The 17,661-nt window shown below is 63.2% G+C and carries 16 protein-coding genes and 3 tRNA genes; 10 read left to right on the top strand and 9 right to left on the bottom strand.

Annotated elements, in window-relative coordinates:
* Positions 1-55 precede the first annotated feature (55 nt).
* The 3 genes from EC912_RS02500 (at position 56) to EC912_RS02490 (ending at position 362) form a co-directional block, all read left to right on the top strand.
* A tRNA-Ala gene (locus tag EC912_RS02500) sits at positions 56-131 on the top strand.
* Between the two features lie 9 nt (positions 132-140).
* Positions 141-216: transfer RNA gene (locus tag EC912_RS02495), tRNA-Glu, on the top strand.
* Between the two features lie 69 nt (positions 217-285).
* A tRNA-Asp gene (locus EC912_RS02490) sits at positions 286-362 on the top strand.
* A 238-nt stretch (positions 363-600) separates the two neighbouring features.
* On the opposite strand, the gene EC912_RS02485 is transcribed toward EC912_RS02490, so the two are convergent.
* On the bottom strand, positions 601-1,017 hold the full coding sequence (locus EC912_RS02485) for a DUF1249 domain-containing protein (protein ID WP_132141874.1): 417 nt from the start codon (positions 1,015-1,017) through the stop codon (positions 601-603).
* A gap of 82 nt (positions 1,018-1,099) precedes the next feature.
* Positions 1,100-1,915, bottom strand: coding sequence for a posphoenolpyruvate synthetase regulatory kinase/phosphorylase PpsR (gene ppsR, locus EC912_RS02480; RefSeq protein WP_132141546.1), 816 nt, complete (start codon positions 1,913-1,915; stop codon positions 1,100-1,102).
* 191 nt (positions 1,916-2,106) lie between these two features.
* Between ppsR and ppsA the strand changes: the two genes are divergently transcribed.
* Complete coding sequence (gene ppsA / locus EC912_RS02475) at positions 2,107-4,479, top strand: phosphoenolpyruvate synthase (protein ID WP_132141545.1); 2,373 nt, start codon at positions 2,107-2,109, stop codon at positions 4,477-4,479.
* Positions 4,480-4,703: 224 nt separating this feature from the next.
* On the opposite strand, the gene EC912_RS02470 is transcribed toward ppsA, so the two are convergent.
* From EC912_RS02470 to EC912_RS02460, 3 genes are read right to left on the bottom strand one after another with little or no spacing between them, the layout of a single operon-like run.
* Positions 4,704-5,477 (bottom strand): DeoR/GlpR family DNA-binding transcription regulator, encoded by a 774-nt coding sequence (locus tag EC912_RS02470; RefSeq protein WP_132141544.1) that lies wholly within the window; start codon positions 5,475-5,477, stop codon positions 4,704-4,706.
* Complete coding sequence (locus EC912_RS02465; protein ID WP_132141543.1) at positions 5,474-6,100, bottom strand: HAD family hydrolase; 627 nt, start codon at positions 6,098-6,100, stop codon at positions 5,474-5,476. Before EC912_RS02465 ends, EC912_RS02470 begins: the two co-directional genes overlap by 4 nt.
* Before the next feature lie 10 nt (positions 6,101-6,110).
* Positions 6,111-7,238, bottom strand: a complete 1,128-nt coding sequence (locus tag EC912_RS02460) for an MFS transporter (protein ID WP_132141542.1) — start codon at positions 7,236-7,238, stop codon at positions 6,111-6,113.
* Between the two features lie 119 nt (positions 7,239-7,357).
* On the opposite strand from EC912_RS02460, the gene lexA reads away from it, so the two are divergent.
* The 5 genes from lexA (at position 7,358) to EC912_RS02435 (ending at position 13,736) form a co-directional block, all read left to right on the top strand.
* Positions 7,358-7,981 carry a transcriptional repressor LexA gene (gene lexA / locus EC912_RS02455; RefSeq protein WP_132141541.1) on the top strand — a complete coding sequence of 208 codons (624 nt, stop codon included), beginning with the start codon at positions 7,358-7,360 and terminating at the stop codon, positions 7,979-7,981.
* Positions 7,982-7,983: 2 nt separating this feature from the next.
* On the top strand, positions 7,984-8,613 hold the full coding sequence (imuA, locus tag EC912_RS02450; protein ID WP_132141540.1) for a translesion DNA synthesis-associated protein ImuA: 630 nt from the start codon (positions 7,984-7,986) through the stop codon (positions 8,611-8,613).
* A 73-nt stretch (positions 8,614-8,686) separates the two neighbouring features.
* Positions 8,687-10,096, top strand: a complete 1,410-nt coding sequence (locus tag EC912_RS02445; RefSeq protein ID WP_132141539.1) for a Y-family DNA polymerase — start codon at positions 8,687-8,689, stop codon at positions 10,094-10,096.
* Positions 10,036-13,242 (top strand): error-prone DNA polymerase, encoded by a 3,207-nt coding sequence (locus EC912_RS02440; protein ID WP_428993070.1) that lies wholly within the window; start codon positions 10,036-10,038, stop codon positions 13,240-13,242. Before EC912_RS02445 ends, EC912_RS02440 begins: the two co-directional genes overlap by 61 nt.
* Positions 13,243-13,433: 191 nt before the next feature.
* A complete protein-coding gene (locus tag EC912_RS02435) occupies positions 13,434-13,736 on the top strand; it encodes a pentapeptide MXKDX repeat protein (RefSeq protein WP_132141538.1) in 303 nt (100 codons plus the stop codon).
* A gap of 62 nt (positions 13,737-13,798) precedes the next feature.
* On the opposite strand, the gene EC912_RS02430 is transcribed toward EC912_RS02435, so the two are convergent.
* Both EC912_RS02430 and EC912_RS02425 read right to left on the bottom strand, forming a co-directional pair.
* On the bottom strand, positions 13,799-14,023 hold the full coding sequence (locus tag EC912_RS02430) for an RNA-binding S4 domain-containing protein (protein ID WP_132141537.1): 225 nt from the start codon (positions 14,021-14,023) through the stop codon (positions 13,799-13,801).
* A 50-nt stretch (positions 14,024-14,073) separates the two neighbouring features.
* Positions 14,074-15,075, bottom strand: coding sequence for an MBL fold metallo-hydrolase (locus tag EC912_RS02425; protein WP_132141536.1), 1,002 nt, complete (start codon positions 15,073-15,075; stop codon positions 14,074-14,076).
* A gap of 135 nt (positions 15,076-15,210) precedes the next feature.
* On the opposite strand from EC912_RS02425, the gene EC912_RS02420 reads away from it, so the two are divergent.
* Positions 15,211-15,897 (top strand): glutathione S-transferase N-terminal domain-containing protein, encoded by a 687-nt coding sequence (locus EC912_RS02420; protein WP_132141535.1) that lies wholly within the window; start codon positions 15,211-15,213, stop codon positions 15,895-15,897.
* Between the two features lie 192 nt (positions 15,898-16,089).
* On the opposite strand, the gene EC912_RS02415 is transcribed toward EC912_RS02420, so the two are convergent.
* Both EC912_RS02415 and EC912_RS02410 read right to left on the bottom strand, forming a co-directional pair.
* Complete coding sequence (locus EC912_RS02415; RefSeq protein WP_132141534.1) at positions 16,090-16,506, bottom strand: ketosteroid isomerase-related protein; 417 nt, start codon at positions 16,504-16,506, stop codon at positions 16,090-16,092.
* Between the two features lie 8 nt (positions 16,507-16,514).
* Positions 16,515-17,627 (bottom strand): S-(hydroxymethyl)glutathione dehydrogenase/class III alcohol dehydrogenase, encoded by a 1,113-nt coding sequence (locus EC912_RS02410; protein ID WP_132141533.1) that lies wholly within the window; start codon positions 17,625-17,627, stop codon positions 16,515-16,517.
* Between the last annotated feature and the right edge of the window lie 34 nt (positions 17,628-17,661).

Raw genomic sequence — 17,661 nt, 5'->3', positions numbered from 1 at the left:
AACGAATGCTTGACGAAGACCAGGCCCCGCCCTATTCTTTGCGGCTTCCAGCGGCGGGGCCATAGCTCAGCTGGGAGAGCGCCTGCATGGCATGCAGGAGGTCGCCGGTTCGATCCCGGCTGGCTCCACCAACTCTATACGTCCCCATCGTCTAGAGGCCTAGGACATCACCCTTTCACGGTGGCGACCGGGGTTCGAATCCCCGTGGGGACGCCACTTCTTCGGAACAGCGAAGACGTGTGATGTAGAGAGTTGGTTTGTACGCTGGAAGATGGAAGTAAATGCGGAGCGGTAGTTCAGTCGGTTAGAATGCTGGCCTGTCACGCCGGAGGTCGCGGGTTCGAGTCCCGTCCGCTCCGCCACTTACTTTTCGATGAAAAGCCCGCCTCTAGCGGGTTTTTTTTCGTCTGCAGGAAATGCACCCGGTTACCAACACCCCTCTGTGGGCGCGCGCCTGCTCGTGAAAGCCAACGAAGCGGAGATACCGCGCGTGGTGTTCGTGGCCTGGTATATGGGTTCGCGAAGGCGAGCATACGTCTTCGTCGCCCTGTCGGCTTTCGCGCGCAGGCGCGCTCCCCACAGAGAGCCGGCCCTTCTGCCTTAGTCCGTTGAATCCGGTATACGCTCCAGCGTCCCGATCGAATGCCCCTGCTCCGCCAGGTATTCCAGCCAGCGACTCAGGAACCCGTTCATCCGGAGCCGGTGCTGAAACACCGTATCCGCCGCCGGAAAGGGACCCAGCACCTGCCACAACCGGCGTCCCGGATGGCAATGCAGCGCTTCCGCTACATGGGCATCGGTGTACATCCGCAACTGGGCCGAGGGCGAAGGCTGACCGGTCTGCTCATCGACGAAGTCGTAGGTCAGCTCCAGTTCCAGCGTATACGGATGCCTTTCCTGGATCTGCAACCGGACCTTGAGCCCATCGTCCACGTCGGACACATACGTGCCCTGCGCCAGCCGCTGCGGTGCGAACAGTCGCGCCAGCCGGTGGTAATTCTCCGCATACAGCCCCATCAGGAAGCCGAAGCGTCCCGGGAGCAGCGACGAAGAAGGGCGTTCGATGACTTCGGTCACAAGGACTCCTGTTGCCTCTTTACTAGTACATATGGCGTTCGATGCCGAGGTATTCAAAGATCTTGCTGGAGATCTCCTCGATAGACGTATGCGTCGTATTCAGTACGGGAATATTCTCCCTGCGCATCAGCTTGTCGGCCTGTTCCAGTTCCCAGCGACACTGCTTCAGCGTGGCGTAGCGGCTGCCCGGGCGGCGCTGCTCGCGAATCTGCGCCAGACGGTTCGGGTCGATGGTCAGACCGAACAGCCGGCTGCGATAAGGGCGCAGACGCATCGGCAGTTCCAGCTTGTCGAGGTCGTCGTCCGTGAGCGGATAATTGGCGGCACAGACACCGTAATGCAAGGCCATGTAAAGACAGGTCGGCGTCTTTCCCGAGCGCGAAACGCCGATCAGGACGAGGTCGGACTCGTTGTAATCCACATCCAGACCGTCGTCATGAGCCAGCGCGTAGTTGGTGGCATTGATACGCGCCTCGTAGCGCTCGAAATCCACCAGGCCGTGCGAACGGTTCACCGCACCGGAGCGCTTGGCGCCCAGTTCCTCTTCCAGCGGGTCGATAAAAGGGGCGAAGACGTCCAGCATCAGCGCGCCGCTGCCCCCGACGATGTCGCACAGCGAGCGCGAGGTCATCGTATTCACCACGATCGGTCGCTGGCCATCCTGGGCGTACTTGGTCTTGATACGCAGCGCGGCCGCCTCCGCCTTCTGCGGATTGTCGATAAAGGGCAGCCGATGGGTATCGAACTGCACCCCTTCGAACTGGGCCAGCATGCTGTTTCCGATGGTTTCGGCGGTAATGCCGGTAGAGTCGGAAATGAAGAAAACGGTTCTGCGCATCGGGAACGATCCGGATCGGGCCTCTGTGGTGGCACCTTAGCGCGTAAACGTTTAGCCGCACAGCGGCTGAACGTTTGTGCATCGCGCCTTGTTTCGCGGGCTCCCGGCCCCCGACAATAGAGGACTTTATTCGCGCGGCCCGTACGCCGGCCTTTCGACAAACCCTTTGACGACCCTTTGAGGAACTTCCTTTGAGCGACCTGGTGCTTTGGCTCGACGCGTTGCGCATGACCGACCTCGGCAAGGTAGGCGGCAAGAACGCCTCCCTTGGCGAAATGATCGGCAATCTGGCGAAACTTGGGGTTTCCGTGCCGGGCGGCTTCGCCACCACGGCCGACGCTTTCCAGACCTACCTCGAAAAGAGCGGTCTGGCGAAACGCATCCAGGAGCGTCTGGCGACGCTCGACGTCGACAACGTCGACGAACTGGTGAAGGGCGGCAAGGAGATCCGCGGCTGGATCGTGGACACCGCCCTGCCCGCCGATCTGGAACAGGCGATCCGCGACGCCTATATCAAGCTCTGCAAAGATGCCGGCAGCGACGACATCGCCGTCGCCGTGCGCTCTTCCGCCACGGCGGAAGACCTGCCGGATGCCTCCTTCGCCGGTCAGCAGGAAACCTTCCTCAACGTGGTCGGCATCGACGACGTGCTGCACAAGGTGAAGGAAGTCTTCGCCTCGCTCTATAACGATCGCGCCATCGCCTATCGCGTCCACCAGGGCTTCAAGCACGAGGACGTCTTCCTGTCCGCCGGCGTGCAGCTGATGATCCGTTCCGACGTCGGCGCTTCCGGCGTGCTCTTCACGCTGGATACCGAATCCGGCTTCCGCGACGTCGTCTTCATCACGGGCTCGTACGGCCTGGGCGAGATGGTCGTGCAGGGCGCCGTCAATCCGGACGAGTTCTACGTCTTCAAGCCCACGCTCAACCAGGGCAAGCCGGCCGTCCTGCGCCGCAGCCTCGGCGCCAAGCAGCAGCGCATGGTCTACTCCGACCAGCCCGGCGAGCGCGTGCGCATCGAGGAAACGCCGGCCGCCGACCGCCACCGCTTCTGCATCGACGATGCCGACGTGCAGGAACTGGCGAAGCAGTCGCTCGTCATCGAAAAGCACTACGGCCGCCCGATGGACATCGAGTGGGCGAAGGACGGCCACACCGGCAAGCTGTACATCGTGCAGGCCCGCCCGGAAACCGTGAAATCGCGTTCCACCACGACCACGCTCGAGCGCTTCCAGCTCAACGAGCGCAGCAAGATCCTCACCGAGGGTCGCGCCATCGGCCAGAAGATCGGCGCCGGCAAGGCGCGCGTCATCCGCTCGCTGGCCGACATGAACAAAGTGCAGCCCGGCGACGTGCTGGTAGCCGACATGACCGATCCCGACTGGGAGCCGGTGATGAAGCGCGCCGCCGCGATCGTCACCAACCGCGGCGGCCGCACCTGCCACGCGGCGATCATCGCGCGCGAACTCGGCGTACCCGCCGTCGTGGGTTGCGGTAACGCGCTGGAAACCATTCCCGACGGTGCGGACGTCACCGTGTCCTGCGCCGAAGGCGACACCGGAACGATCTACGAAGGCATCCTGAAGTTCGACCGCATCACGGCCGATCTGGGTCACATGCCCGAAGCGCCGCTGAAGATCATGATGAACGTGGCCAACCCGGAACGCGCCTTCGACTTCGGCATGCTGCCGAACGCGGGTATCGGCCTGGCCCGTCTGGAAATGATCATCGCCAGCCACATCGGCGTGCATCCTAAGGCGTTGCTCGAATACGCGAAGCAGGACGCCGAAATCAAGGCACGCATCGACGCGCGTATCGCCGGCTACGCCGATCCGGTCACGTTCTATGTCGACCGCCTCGCGGAAGGCATCTCCACCATCGCCGCCTCGGTCTATCCGAAACCGGTCATCGTGCGTCTGTCCGACTTCAAGTCGAACGAATATGCCGGCCTGCTCGGCGGCTCGCGCTACGAGCCGCACGAAGAGAACCCGATGATCGGCTACCGCGGCGCCAGCCGTTACGTCGATCCCGGCTTCGCCGATTCGTTCGCGCTGGAATGCCGCGCGGCGAAATACGTGCGCGAAGAAATGGGCTTCACAAACGTGTGGATCATGATTCCGTTCGTGCGCACGCTGGACGAAGGCCGCAAGGTCATCGAAGTGCTGAAGAAGAACGGCCTGACCCAGGGCGAGAACGACCTGAAGGTCATCATGATGTGCGAGGTGCCGTCGAACGCACTGCTCGCCGACGAATTCCTCGACATCTTCGACGGCTTCTCGATCGGCTCGAACGACCTCACGCAGCTGACCCTCGGTCTCGACCGCGATTCGAGCATCGTCGCCAACCTCTTCGACGAGCGCGATCCGGCCGTCAAGAAGCTGCTGTCGATGGCGATCCAGTCGGCCCGCGCCAAGGGCAAGTACATCGGCATCTGCGGCCAGGGCCCGTCCGATCATCCGGATCTGGCCGAATGGCTGATGGAACAGGGTATCGAGTCGGTATCCCTGAATCCGGATACGGTGGTGGATACATGGTTGCGGTTGGCCAAGAAAAAGGCTGGCTGAAAAAGCCACTGAGAGCGATACGAAAACGGCGGGCTCGAAGCCCGCCGTTTTTTTTGCTCGATTCAGGAGGGAGACGATAAGCGCGACGACCATCGGCCCTTCATCGTCGCTCCCGCGCAGGCAGGAGCCCGGTGCGGTGCAGTGGGTTATCGCGATAACGGTGATTCAGCACGTCCTGCAACCTCGAGGACATCGCCCTCAATCGTTGCGATCTCGATGGGCGACTACGCCAGATGCACCGATACCCCAGCCGCCCGGTACGCCTCGACCGTAACGGCATCCGTACCGCCCGCCACCACCAGATGCGCGATCGCCCCCACCGGTGCCGTGAAATGCGTCGCCGCGGCAATCAGCTTGTCCGGGGTAGCTACCGCGATCGTCTCGCCACTGGCTTCGATCATCGCCTGCTTAAGCACCACCTCTTCGGTGTCGTACGTCCACAGGCCATGCACCGGATCGATCGAACAGATGCCGGGGAAACACAGATCGGCGCGAATACCCTGAGCCTGACGAACCGTCAGCGAACCGATGGCGCCACCGATCTTCGGATGTATCCGCCCTCCCAGCAGCAGAACCTCGAAGCCGGGACGGCCGAGCACAGCGGCGGCAACGTCCGGCGCATTCGTGACCACGGTCAGATCGCGATGCTCGGGCAGTGCCGAAGCGATCGCGGTATTCGTCGAACCGGCATCGATGAAGATGATCTGTCCGTTACCGACGAGTCCGGCCGCGATCTGCGCGAGCGAGCGCTTGAGCTCCGCGTTTTCGGTATGCCGTACGCTGAGGGGCGCGACCTGCCCCATCAGCAATGCACCGCCATACACACGTTTGCACAGCCCCTGCGCCGAAAGCTCGCGCAGATCGCGCCGGATCGAATCTTCCGACACACGCAACTCCACGGCGAGGTCGGCCGCGATCACTCTGCCCTCGCGATTCAGACGATCGACGATCAGCCGCTGGCGTTCGCCGGGCAACGCAACATCGACAGGCGTATTCATTTCGGCAGGAACCCGAGGCCGACCAGTTCCGCACGCAGCTGCGCCGGCGTGTGGAAATGGATGCCGTGGATACCGAAGGTTTCGGCAGCCTCTACATTCCGCGCGTTGTCGTCGATGAAGACGGCACGCGCGGGATCGATGTCGTAGCGCTCCAGCAGGATGCGATAAATCCGCTCGTCGGGCTTGATCATCTTTTCCTCGCCCGACACGACGATGCCGTCGAACCATTCGAGGAAATCGAAGCGCTCGCGAGCGATGGGGAACGTTTCCTGCGACCAGTTGGTCAGGCCGTAAAGCGGATGCCCCGCATCTTTCAGTTCGCGCAGGATATGCAGGCTATCGTCGATGGGCCCACGCAGGGTTTCTTCCCAACGATGCTGGAACGCGGCGATCAGTTCGCCGTGCGTCGGATGGATCGCGGTAAGCGCCTCGACCGCTTCGTCCCACGGACGACCGGCATCCTGGGCGAGGTTCCATTCGGGCGTGGTCACCTCGGCAAGGAAGCGTTCCATGCCGGCCTCGTCGTCGCCGAACAGCTTGCGGTACAGATAACGCGGATTCCAGTCGATCAGCACGCCGCCGAAATCGAAGATCACCACATCGCGTTTATGGTTGGAATGCATGGGAATCTCCTTAGCGGCGCGCGATGTTCGCGCTCAGGGTAACAAGCAGAAGCAGTGCGCCGATGCCGAAGAGCGCGATGGGCAGGCTGCTGGCGTGGGCCGCGAAACCGATGGCGGCCGGACCGGCAAGCATGCCGGCGTAACCCAGCGACGTGACGGTCGCGATGGCGATACCCGCCGAGGTACCCGGCTGGCGTCCCGCCGCGCTGAAAAGTACCGGCACGATGTTGGAAGCCCCGATACCCACCAGCACGAAGCCCAGCAGACCCGCGTAGCCCCATGGCAGCGTCGTCGCCACGATGAAGCCGATGGCTGCGATCAGGCTGCCGATGCGCACGATCGTCACCGGCCCGACGACCGCGGTAACCCGGTCGCCCAGCAAACGCCCCGTCGCCATCGCCACGGAGAATGCGGCGTAACCGATACCTGCGGTCGACACGTCGAAGCCACGCGAGAAACGCAGGAAAACGGCACTCCAGTCGAGCATCGCGCCTTCGGCCAGGAACACGATCAGGCACAGGAAACCCAGCAGCAGGACAGCGGCCGACGGCATACGGAAGATCGTGTGCCCATGCGTCGCATCGTCGTCGATATGCGCGAGCAGGTGCTTCCATTGAGTAGCGACGATCGCCAGCAGCAGGACGGACACCGCGACGGCGCAAGCGCCCAGCGGCGCACCCGCGCGCAGCAGGGCCGCCATGCCCGCCGAACCGACCAGACCGCCCACGCTGAACAATCCATGGAAGCCCGACATCAGCGGACGCCCGGCATGTTTCTCGACATCGACGGCATGCGCATTCATGGCCACGTCGACGACACCCAGCGATCCGCCAAAAAACACCAGCGCGACGCCGAGCCACACCGCCGACGAGGCGACGGTCAGAAGCGGCAGCGCGATGCAGAGCAGCAAGGCGCTGATCCCGATGACATTGCGATTGCCATAGCGATGGGTGAGGAATCCGGCCAGCGGCATGGCAGCCGTTGCGCCGCAGCCCATGCACAGCAGGACCAGTCCGAGGTTCGCATCGTCCAGTCCAAGGCGCGCCTTGGCGTAAGGAACCATCGGGGCCCAACTGGCCATGCCGATGCCGGAGAGCAGGAAAATAAGTCGGGTAGCGCGTGCGGCAGGGGCAATCATGGAAAGACTCGCGGAGACGAATGCGCATCAATGTACGAAATCATGCATAAACGTGCAATAGCAAAACGCATCGAAATGGCCTATTGCATCGCCCCCGCCATGTACGTACATTTGTACACATGGCCACCCCCACCCTTACCGACCGTCAGCAAAAGACCCTCGCCTTCCTGCAGGAATACCTGCAATTGCAGGGACTGCCGCCCACACTGCGCGAGATCGCCGATGCCCTCGGCTTTCCCAGCCACAGTTCGGCGCAGGCCTGCGTGGAGTCGCTGGTCCGCAAGGGCGTCATCGAACGTTCGCCCCAGCACCGCGGTCTGCGTCTGCCCGCCAGCCTGACGATGTCCCCGCGCATACCGGGCAACGAATTGCCGCTGATCGGTCGCGTCGCCGCGGGCTCGCCCATCCTCGCCGAGGAAAACATCGAGTCGCAGCTGGAGATCGATCCGGCCATGTTCCGTCCCCGCGCCGATTATCTGCTGCGCGTCGTGGGCATGAGCATGCGCGACGTCGGCATTCTCGACGGCGATTTCCTCGCCGTGCATCGCACGCCCACCGCCAGCGACGGCCAGATCGTCGTTGCCCGGCTGGACGACGAAGTCACGGTGAAGCGTCTGAAACACGAGCGGGGCAAGCTGCTTCTGATGCCCGCCAATCCCGATTTCGAGCCGATCGAAGTCGACCCCCGTCGCCACGCGTTCGCCATCGAAGGGCGTTACGTCGGCATCATTCGCAGGACCTGACCATGAACGCCATCGCCGCACCGACTCTCGCCCAGGTTCTCGACCATCCAGGTATCTGGCGCCGTTCCGCCGAGCGACAGCCGCGCGTCCGCGCGCTGCCCACCGGCTGGGAATCGCTCGATGCGAAGCTGCCCGGTGGTGGCTGGCCGCAGGGCGCACTCAGCGAAATCCTGTTCGAACACGACGGGCTGGGCGAACTCGATCTGGTGATGCCCGCCCTCGCGACGCTGACCCAGGAACACCGCCGCGTCATCTTCGTCGCGCCGCCTTACCTGCCCTACGCACCCGCCCTCGTGGCCGCCGGCGTCGACCTGCGCTTCCTGCACGAAATCCACGCCGGCTCCACCGAAGCCGCATGGAGCATGGAGCAATGCCTGCGCTCGGGCTGCTGCGGCGCCGTGGTCGGCTGGTTGCCCGATATCGACTACCGCAGCCTGCGCCGCCTGCAACTGGCCGCCGAAAGCGGCGATGCCTGCGCGATGATTTTCCGGCCGGCGCAACATGCCGCGCACAACAGCCCCGCGGCACTACGCCTGAAGGTCAGCAACAGCGACGAGGCCACATATGTGGATGTCCTCAAATCGCGCGGCCTGCTGACCACCACCGCTCCGCTACTGCGCATGCGTGCCTGATGAATCCGGTCATGACGCTTACATTTCGTAGCCGTCGTGACGCAGGGTTCTTCGACACCAGGACGACGCGGTCATGCTTTGGGCCTGCCTCCGGTTTCCCGGTCTGGCGTTCTCCGCCGCCTTCGCCGCGACACCGGAGGCAGGCCCCTCCGCTTTACTGGATAACCGGGCGCGCAAGCGCGTCATCGCCGCCGTCAGCCCCGAAGCCGCCGACGCAGGCGTAAAGCGGGGACAAAGTCTTGCCGCCGCCCGTGCGCTCTGCCCCTCTCTTGCCGTGCGTCCGCGCGATCGCGCCGCCGAAGCGCGTCTGCTCGCCGAACTGGCCGCATGGTGTTATCAGTTCAGCGGACACGTCAGTCTGATTCCCCCGAATGCGCTGCTGATGGAAGCGGGCGCCAGCCTGCGCCTGTTCGACGGCTGGCCCGTTCTGGCCGCACGGTTGAAGGAAGGGCTCGCGGCACAAGGCCATGCCTATACCATTGCGGCCGCGCCTTTCGCCGCGGCCGCCTGGGTTTTCGCGGCCACCTCCGACGGCATGGTGTTGCCGCAGCCCGAAGGTGTCGTTCGTATGCTCGGCACGCTGACGCTCGCACAGAGCGGCCTGCCTTCGTCCACGGTCAAGGCACTGTCGTCGATGGGCTTCCGGCGCATGGACGACGTATTCCGCCTGCCCCGCCCCGAGCTCACGCGACGCATCGGACGGGACGGCATCGAATGGCTCGATCGCCTGCGCGGTCACACTTCCCATGTCCTGCCTGCGTGGCAACCTCCGGCCGATTTTCGCCAGCGCATCGAGTTCGACAGCGAGCTCGATGGCAGTCAGCCACTGCTCTTTCCGCTGCGCCGCCTGACCCGCTCGCTGGCCAATCTGCTCGCCGCGCGCGATGGGGGCGTGCAGCGCTTCGTCCTTACCCTCGAACATGCCCGTGGCCAAGTAACCCATGTCACGGTCGCCATGGCCGCACCGCAGCGCGATGCGGAACGCCTGTTCGAACTGGCACGCACGCGTCTGGAACGCACGACGCTTCCGGCGCCGGCCCGCGGCATGGAACTGCATGCCGAACAATTACCCATGTTCCGCCCACCCGTACGCGATCTGTTCGAACCGGTGCATGGCGATGGCCTCGACTGGCCCACGCTGGACGAACGTCTGCGCGCACGTCTTGGCGATGCCGCGCTACGGCAGATCGCCCTCATCGCGGATCATCGCCCGGAGCGCGCGTCGCGTTACGGCACACCCACCACGCTGGTCCTTCCCGAAAGCCGGCGGCGGCCGCTATGGCTGTTGCCTCGCCCGTTGATCATGCGTCCCGATCCCGTCGCGGTACTGGCGGGGCCCGAACGCATCGAAAGCGGTTGGTGGGACGGCCACGACACACGCCGGGACTATTACATCGTGCGCACCGCGCACGGACAGCGCGCATGGGCTTATCTGCCTTCCGGCACGCTGGACGGATGGATGCTGCATGGCTGGTTCGCCTGATGTTTCCCCTGGACCTGCCTCCCGCCAACGACGATGTATCCGAACTGCCCGGTTATGTCGAACTGCATGCGCTCAGCGATTTCAGTTTCCAGCGTGGCGCATCCAGTGCGCGCGAACTGTTCGAACGCGCGCGCGACATCGGCTACGAAGCGCTGGCCATCACGGACGAATGCTCGCTGTCGGGCATCGTACGCGGCCTGGAAGCTTCGCTGGCCACCGGCGTCGACCTCATCGTCGGAAGCGAACTTCGCCTGACCGATGGTCCCGTCGTCGTGCTGCTGGTCGAGAACCATGCCGGCTATACCGAACTGTGCCGGTTGATCACGCAGGGCCGGCGTCGCGCTCCCAAGGGGCACTACGAACTTCACCGCGCCGATCTGGAAAACCTGGCCGAAGGACTGTGCGTACTCTGGATACCGGGCTCACCGGCCGCTCCCAGCGCCAGCCGGAACGACGAATACGCGGCATGGGTGGCGAAACATTTTTCCAGCCGCGCATGGATGGCCGTCGAACTGCATCGCGGTCAGCACGACGACGCCGAACTGGCCTCGCTGCTCGCGCTGGCCGGACGTCACGATATTCCCTGCGTTGCCGCCGGTGACGTCCATATGCACCTGCGGAGCCGGCGCTCATTGCAGGACGTCATGACCGCCATCCGCCTGAATGTCCCCGTTGCCGACGCCGGTTATGCGCTGTTTTCCAATGGCGAACGCCACCTGCGCAAGCGCGAGGTACTGGCCCGCATCTATCCCCGCGAATTACTCGCCGAAACGTTGCGCGTCGCCGCACGCTGTCGCGGTTTCGATATTCGCAAGATCAACTACGTATATCCGCGCGAACTCGTGCCCGAAGGGCTGGAAGCTCCGGATCATCTGCGCAGGCTCGTCGAGGAAGGTGCTCAGCGCCGATGGCCCGAAGGACCCGAAAAGTCAGTCTTGGACCTGATCGAGAAGGAACTCGCGCTTATCGCGAAACTGAAGTACGAAGCGTTTTTTCTCACGGTCTACGACATCGTGCGTTTCGCGCGAAGCAAGGAGATCCTGTGCCAGGGTCGTGGCTCGGCCGCCAATTCGGTCGTCTGTTTCTGCCTCGGCATCACCGAGGTCAATCCCTCCCAGACCGCCATGCTCTTCGAGCGCTTCATTTCCGAACAACGCGACGAGCCGCCCGATATCGACGTCGACTTCGAACACGAGCGGCGCGAGGAAGTACTGCAATACGTCTTCAATAAATACGGGCGCGAACGCGCCGCGCTGGCCGCCACCGTCATCAGCTACCGGAGCAAGAGTGCCTCGCGCGATATCGGCCGCGCACTGGGACTGGCGGAAGATCAGCTGGACCAGCTAAGCCATGCCTACTCCCACGCACACGGCGACGTGCCTATCGAGGAGCGACTGCGCGAACGCGGTTTCGACGTTTCCAGTCGTACGATCCGCAAACTGATCGAGTTGGTGAAAGAACTTCGCGGTATGCCACGGCACCTTTCCCAGCACGTGGGTGGGTTCGTCATTTCCGACACGCCGCTCTACTCGCTCGTCCCCATTGAAAACGCGGCCATGGACAACCGCACCATCATCCAGTGGGACAAGGACGACCTGGAAACGATGAAGCTTCTGAAGGTGGATTGCCTCGCGCTGGGCATGCTCACCTGTCTGCGCAAATCCCTCGATCTGCTGCGCGAGCATCGCGACGTCGACTTTCCGCAACTGGCGGACATCCCCATGGACAATGAGCGCACATACGAAATGATCCAGCGCGCGGACACCGTCGGTGTCTTCCAGATCGAATCGCGTGCCCAGATGTCGATGCTGCCCCGACTGAAACCCGCAAATTATTACGACCTGGTCATCCAGGTGGCGATCGTTCGCCCCGGCCCTATCCAGGGCGGCATGGTTCACCCGTTCCTGCAACGGCGAAAACTGCCGCGGGAGAGCATCGTGTACGAGAAAAACGTGCGCGATGTACTCGAACGCACGCTCGGCATACCTATTTTCCAGGAGCAGGTCATGTCGCTGCTTCAGGTGGTAGCCGATTTCTCGGCTTCCGATGCCGACGATCTGCGCCGGTCGATGGCCGCCTGGAAACGCCGCGGCGGCGTGGAGAAATTTGAGCCGCGCATCCGTGAAGCGATGGCGAAAAACGATTATCCCGACGAATTCATCCAGCAGATCATCGATCAGATCAAAGGTTTCGGCAGCTATGGCTTCCCGGAATCGCACGCGGCGGGTTTCGCCCTGCTCGCTTACGCGTCCTCTTACATCAAGTGCCACTACCCGGCGATTTTTACCTGCGCGCTGCTGAACAGCCAGCCGATGGGTTTCTACGCCCCGGCCCAACTCGTTCAGGACCTGCGCCAGCAAGGCGTCGAAGTACGTCCGCCCGATGTCACCGCCAGCGACTGGGACTGCACTCTCGAACGTACGTCGCGATCCGACCATCCGCATGCGCTTCGTCTTGGCCTGCGCTTGATCGCCGGCCTGTCCCAGCCATTGGGCGAACGCATCGCCAGCGCGCGACGCGAGGCGCCTTTCCAGAATCTGGCGGACCTCAGCCAGCGCGCCGCGTTGAGCCGCTTCGAGCGCGAGCGTCTCGCGGATGCCGGCGCTCTTCGGGTGCTGAGCGGCCACCGCCATCGCGCGCGCTGGGAAAGTTCGGGTATCGAGCGCGCCCTGCCCCTGCTCGATAGCACCCACGCGTCCGAAGCACGGCCGATGCTGCGGCCGCCGTCCCTCGCCGAAAACGTCTTCGCGGACTACGCCACGCATGGCCTTTCCCTGCAGGCACACCCGGTCGGATTGATCCGTCACCGGCTGGACGGTCGGCGCGTGCGCAAGGCGCGCGATCTGATCAACGTCCGTAACAGCGCGTGGGTCCGTCATGCCGGACTGGTCACCGTTCGACAACGACCCCAGACCGCCAGCGGTATCACCTTCGTGACGTTAGAGGACGAAACCGGGCAGGTGAATGTCGTCGTTCGCCCGAAGGTCGCCGAGGCTTGCCGCCATGCGTTGCTGGGAGCCGTACTGCTCGCCGTCGACGGCCAGTGGCAATCGATCGAGGGCGTGCGTCACCTGGTGGCCCGCACGCTACACGATTACAGCGATTTGTTGCCGGTCATGGGCTCGGTTTCGCGCGACTTCCACTGACGGTAGGGCAACGTTCACGGTTGCGCCGCCACCTGAACGAATACCTTCGAAATTGCTGCCATGCAACAGCAAACACCGTAAGAAAAAGGTAGCGTCAGCATCCAACGCATTCCCCGGTCTTTGCTTATGCGATGCTCTTACGCGCCGCGCATCGCTTCAACCAAGGCGCCATAGTTCTTTAGGAGATAGTCATGCGCAACACCAATAAACTGATGCTTTCGATGGTGCTCGGCTGTATGACCTTGAGCGGTGCCGCCATCGCTCAGGATTCCAAGCCAGCTGCAGCCGCTACCTCGGCCATGTCGCACGATTCCATGTCGAAAGACTCGATGTCGAAAGATTCCATGTCCAAGGACAGCATGTCGAAAGATTCCATGTCCAGCGATAAGCCGGCGAAGCACGCAAAGCATAAGAAAGCCGATTCCATGAAGAAGGATGCGACCGATTCCAGCGGCGCGATGGCCCCGGCGACCACGTCGACCTCGGGCAAGTAAACCGCGCCCATACGAAAAGCCCGGCGCATGCGCCGGGCTTTTTTTGTGAGGGCGCGGCGTAGTCAGTCGATTTCGGGAAGAACGCTGATCTCTACATCGCCAAGGGTGACCAGTTGCCCGGCGCGCACCTTGAATGTCTTGCGAAGTTCGACCGTTCCGTCGACCGACACCAGACCTTCGGCGACCAGCCGCTTGCCCGCACCGCCGCTGTCGCATACGCCGACCAGCTTCAGTAACAGATTGAGTTCGACATAATCGCCTTCGAGGCGAAGTTCCAGAAGCTGCATGACGATTCCGCGTTCAGACCAGAGCGGCCGCCATTAGAACGCAAACCACGTCATCTGTCCGTTTCGCGTAGCGCCAGCCGCTCGCCAATGCGCAGGGCACGGAAATCGTCCTGTCCGATTCCCTCGGCCAGCAGCGCCTCGGCCAGCAGCTCGGGCGGCTCGTCCAGGGACTCGTCGGCCAGTTCGAATACCCCCCAGTGGATCGCCATCGACCGGACGCAGCCAAGCTCGCGATGCAGCCTGACGGCCTGTGCGGGATCGACGTGCTGACCGCCCATGAACCAGCGCGGCGCGTACGCGCCGATCGGGATAGCCGCCAGGTCGATGGTTCCCAGGCGCGAGGCGATCTCCGCCAGCTTCTCGGAATAGCCCGTATCTCCCGCGAACCAGAAGCGAAAGCCTTCGTGCTCCATCACCCAGCCGCCCCACAACGTGCGGTTCGTGTCCCAGGGCGTACGCGCGCTCCAGTGCCTTGCCGGTACCAACGTGAACGTCGCACCCGCCACGGTTGTGCTTTCCCACCAGTCGAGTTCGCGGACGTTGCCTATGCCGGCCTGTGCGAACCAGCGCCCCAGGCCAAGCGGCACGACAAACGCCACATCCGGGAAACGCTTTACCAGTGCGCGTACCGTCGGGCCGTCGAGATGGTCGTAATGATTGTGCGACAGCATGACCACGTCGATGCGAGGCAGATCCGCAACCGTGGCCGGCGTGGGCGTGCGCCGTTCGGGCCCGGCGAAAGACAGCGGCGACGCGCGCCGCGACAGTACCGGATCGGTAACGACATGCAATCCGCCCCGGCGAACCAGCACGGTCGCATGCCCCAGCCACCAGGCCGCATCGCCGGCTGTCGCGAAATCGGCCGGTTGCCACCAGCGCGTGACGAAGTCTTCGTAACCTTTCTCCGGTGCTTTCGGCAGCCCGGCTTCACGACGTTCGCGCCGCCAGCGCTTCAGGTCGCCGGACACACGGGTGTTCGGCTCCAGATTGCGAAAACCGGTGGGCGTGTGATGCGGACGGGAAGGATCGTAGAAAGGATTCGTATAGGGCATGAGCTGACTGCTGAACGACTGTGCTTCCCTTACTGAGGCTGCCGAGGCGGTGGTTCAAGGCTTTCGCCCGGAACTGGTTCCTCTCGAAAAAGCCAAAGTCGGCACAATGTCGATGCAAACCCAAAGGAGCCACCCATGATCGATCTGCATTACTGGGGCACACCCAACGGACTCAAGGCCCGGCTGTGTCTCGAGGAAGCCGGGCTGGACTATCGCATCGTGCCGGTCGATATCGGCAAGGGCGAACAGTTCGAACCCGATTTCCTGAAGATCTCGCCGAACAACCGCATTCCGGCCATCGTGGACCACGCGCCCACGAACGGCGGCGCACCGATATCGATTTTCGAGTCCGGTGCGATCCTGCTTTATATCGCGGAGAAAACCGGCACCCTCCTGCCTGCCGACACACGCGGCAGATTCGATGCGCTGCAGTGGCTGTTCTGGCAGGTGGGCGGCCTCGGGCCGATGGCGGGACAGGCCGGCCATTTCCGCGTCTACGCACCCGAGCCCGTGCCGTATGGCATCGATCGATACACGCGTGAAGTCACGCGCCTGTACGGCGTCATGGACAAGCGGCTGGCCGACCGCGAATTCCTGGCCGGCACCTATTCGATCGCCGATATCGCCAGCTATCCCTGGATCGTCCCGCACGCGGCGCACGGACAGGACCTGGATGCGCATCCGCATCTGCGTCGCTGGTTCGAGACCATCGCGGCACGCGAGGCCACGAAGCGTGCTTACGTGGACAGCCGCGATACGTACTCGGCCAAGCCGCAGATGAGCGACGAAGAGCGAGCGGTGTTGTTCGGAAAGGCGAAGTAAAGGTTCGACGAGCGCCCGACATACCTGTGGGAGCGCGCCTGCGCGCGAAAGCCAACGGAGCGATGAAGCTGTGGTTTGCATCCGCAGCCAGAAGATCTGGCTGCGGATGTGAGTACCGTGTTTCATCGCTCCGTTGGCTTTCGCGCGCAGGCGCGCTCCCACAACGGATGCGGAAACTGGATAGCCCAGGCTTCAATCGACGTCGATGCGCCTTACCTGCCCCAGCCACTCTTCCAGGTTGTAGTAATTGCTGATGCGCGCGATCTTGCCGTCGACCACATCGAAAAACGCACCACCCGGCAGTACATAAGACTGGCCTTGCGCCAGCGGCAAGCCATCGTCCGTTGCCTTGTACACACCGTGCACGACGTACTCGGCCGCGGCGCGGGTACCCGTCGCGTCGGCCATGATGACGATGTTCTTCAGCTGTTCGCTGTAACTCGTATTCATGCGTTCGAGGAAACGCGCGAACGTGTCGCGTCCTGTCTCCCGCCCGCTCTGATTGATGTCGTGCGCTACGTGCTCGGTAAGCAACCCGAGCATGGCGGGCCAATCGGCCCGGTTGAACGCATCGTAATAGCGGCGGATCAGTTCGATCGTTTCGTTCATCGGGGGACTCAGTAGACGATAACGGAGCGGATGGACTTGCCTTCGTGCATCAGGTCGAAGGCCTTGTTGATGTCCTCGAGCCCCATCGTATACGTGATCATGGGATCGATCTTGATTTCGCCGCCCATATAACGCTCGACATAGCCGGGCAGCTGGCTGCGGCCCTTCACGCCACCGAATGCCGAACCGCGCCAGACGCGACCGGTCACCAGCTGGAACGGACGGGTGCGGATTTCCTGACCCGCACCGGCGACACCGATGATGATCGATTCGCCCCAGCCCTTGTGGCAGCACTCCAGCGCGGCGCGCATGACGTCGACGCTGCCGATGCACTCGAAGGAATAGTCCACGCCGCCATCCGTCAGGTCGACAATCACCTGCTGGATCGGGGTGTCCGGGTAGTCGCGCGGATTCACGCAATCGGTGGCGCCGAGCATCTTCGCCATCTCGAACTTCGACGGATTGGTATCGACCACGACGATACGCCCCGCCTTCGCCATCACCGCGCCCTGCACCACCGAAAGGCCGATACCGCCCAGACCGAAGACGGCAACGGACGCGCCGGGTTCCACTTTGGCGGTATTCAGCACCGCACCGATGCCGGTAGTGACGCCGCAACCGAGCAGGCAGACCTTGTCGAGCGGCGCCTCCTTATTGATTTTCGCCAGGGAGATTTCCGGGACAACGGTGTATTCGCTGAACGTACTGGTCCCCATGTAGTGCAGCAGCGGCTTGCCGCCCATCGAAAAGCGCGAGGTGCCGTCGGGCATCAGGCCCTTGCCCTGGGTCACACGGATCTTCTGGCAGAGGTTCGTCTTGCCGGAGAGGCAGAATTTGCACTCGCCACATTCGGGCGTATAGAGAGGAATGACGTGGTCGCCCGGCTTCAGCGTCGTGACGCCCTCGCCCACCTCTTCGACCACGCCACCGCCTTCGTGCCCGAGGACGACCGGAAACATGCCTTCCGGATCGTCGCCGGAGAGCGTGAAGGCATCCGTATGGCAGACGCCGGTAGCCACGATGCGGACCAGCACCTCTCCCGCCCTCGGGCCGGCGACGTCGATTTCCTCGATGGAGAGGGGCTTTCCAGCTTCCCAGGCAACGGCGGCGCGAGATTTCATCGGTGGCTATCCTTTTACAATGATCGGTCGAAGG

This window comes from Luteibacter rhizovicinus, from assembly GCF_004342265.1.
GTDB lineage: Bacteria > Pseudomonadota > Gammaproteobacteria > Xanthomonadales > Rhodanobacteraceae > Luteibacter > Luteibacter rhizovicinus_B.
The sequence above is the reverse complement of the archived record's forward strand: the minus strand, read 5'-3'. Positions and strand labels throughout refer to the sequence as shown.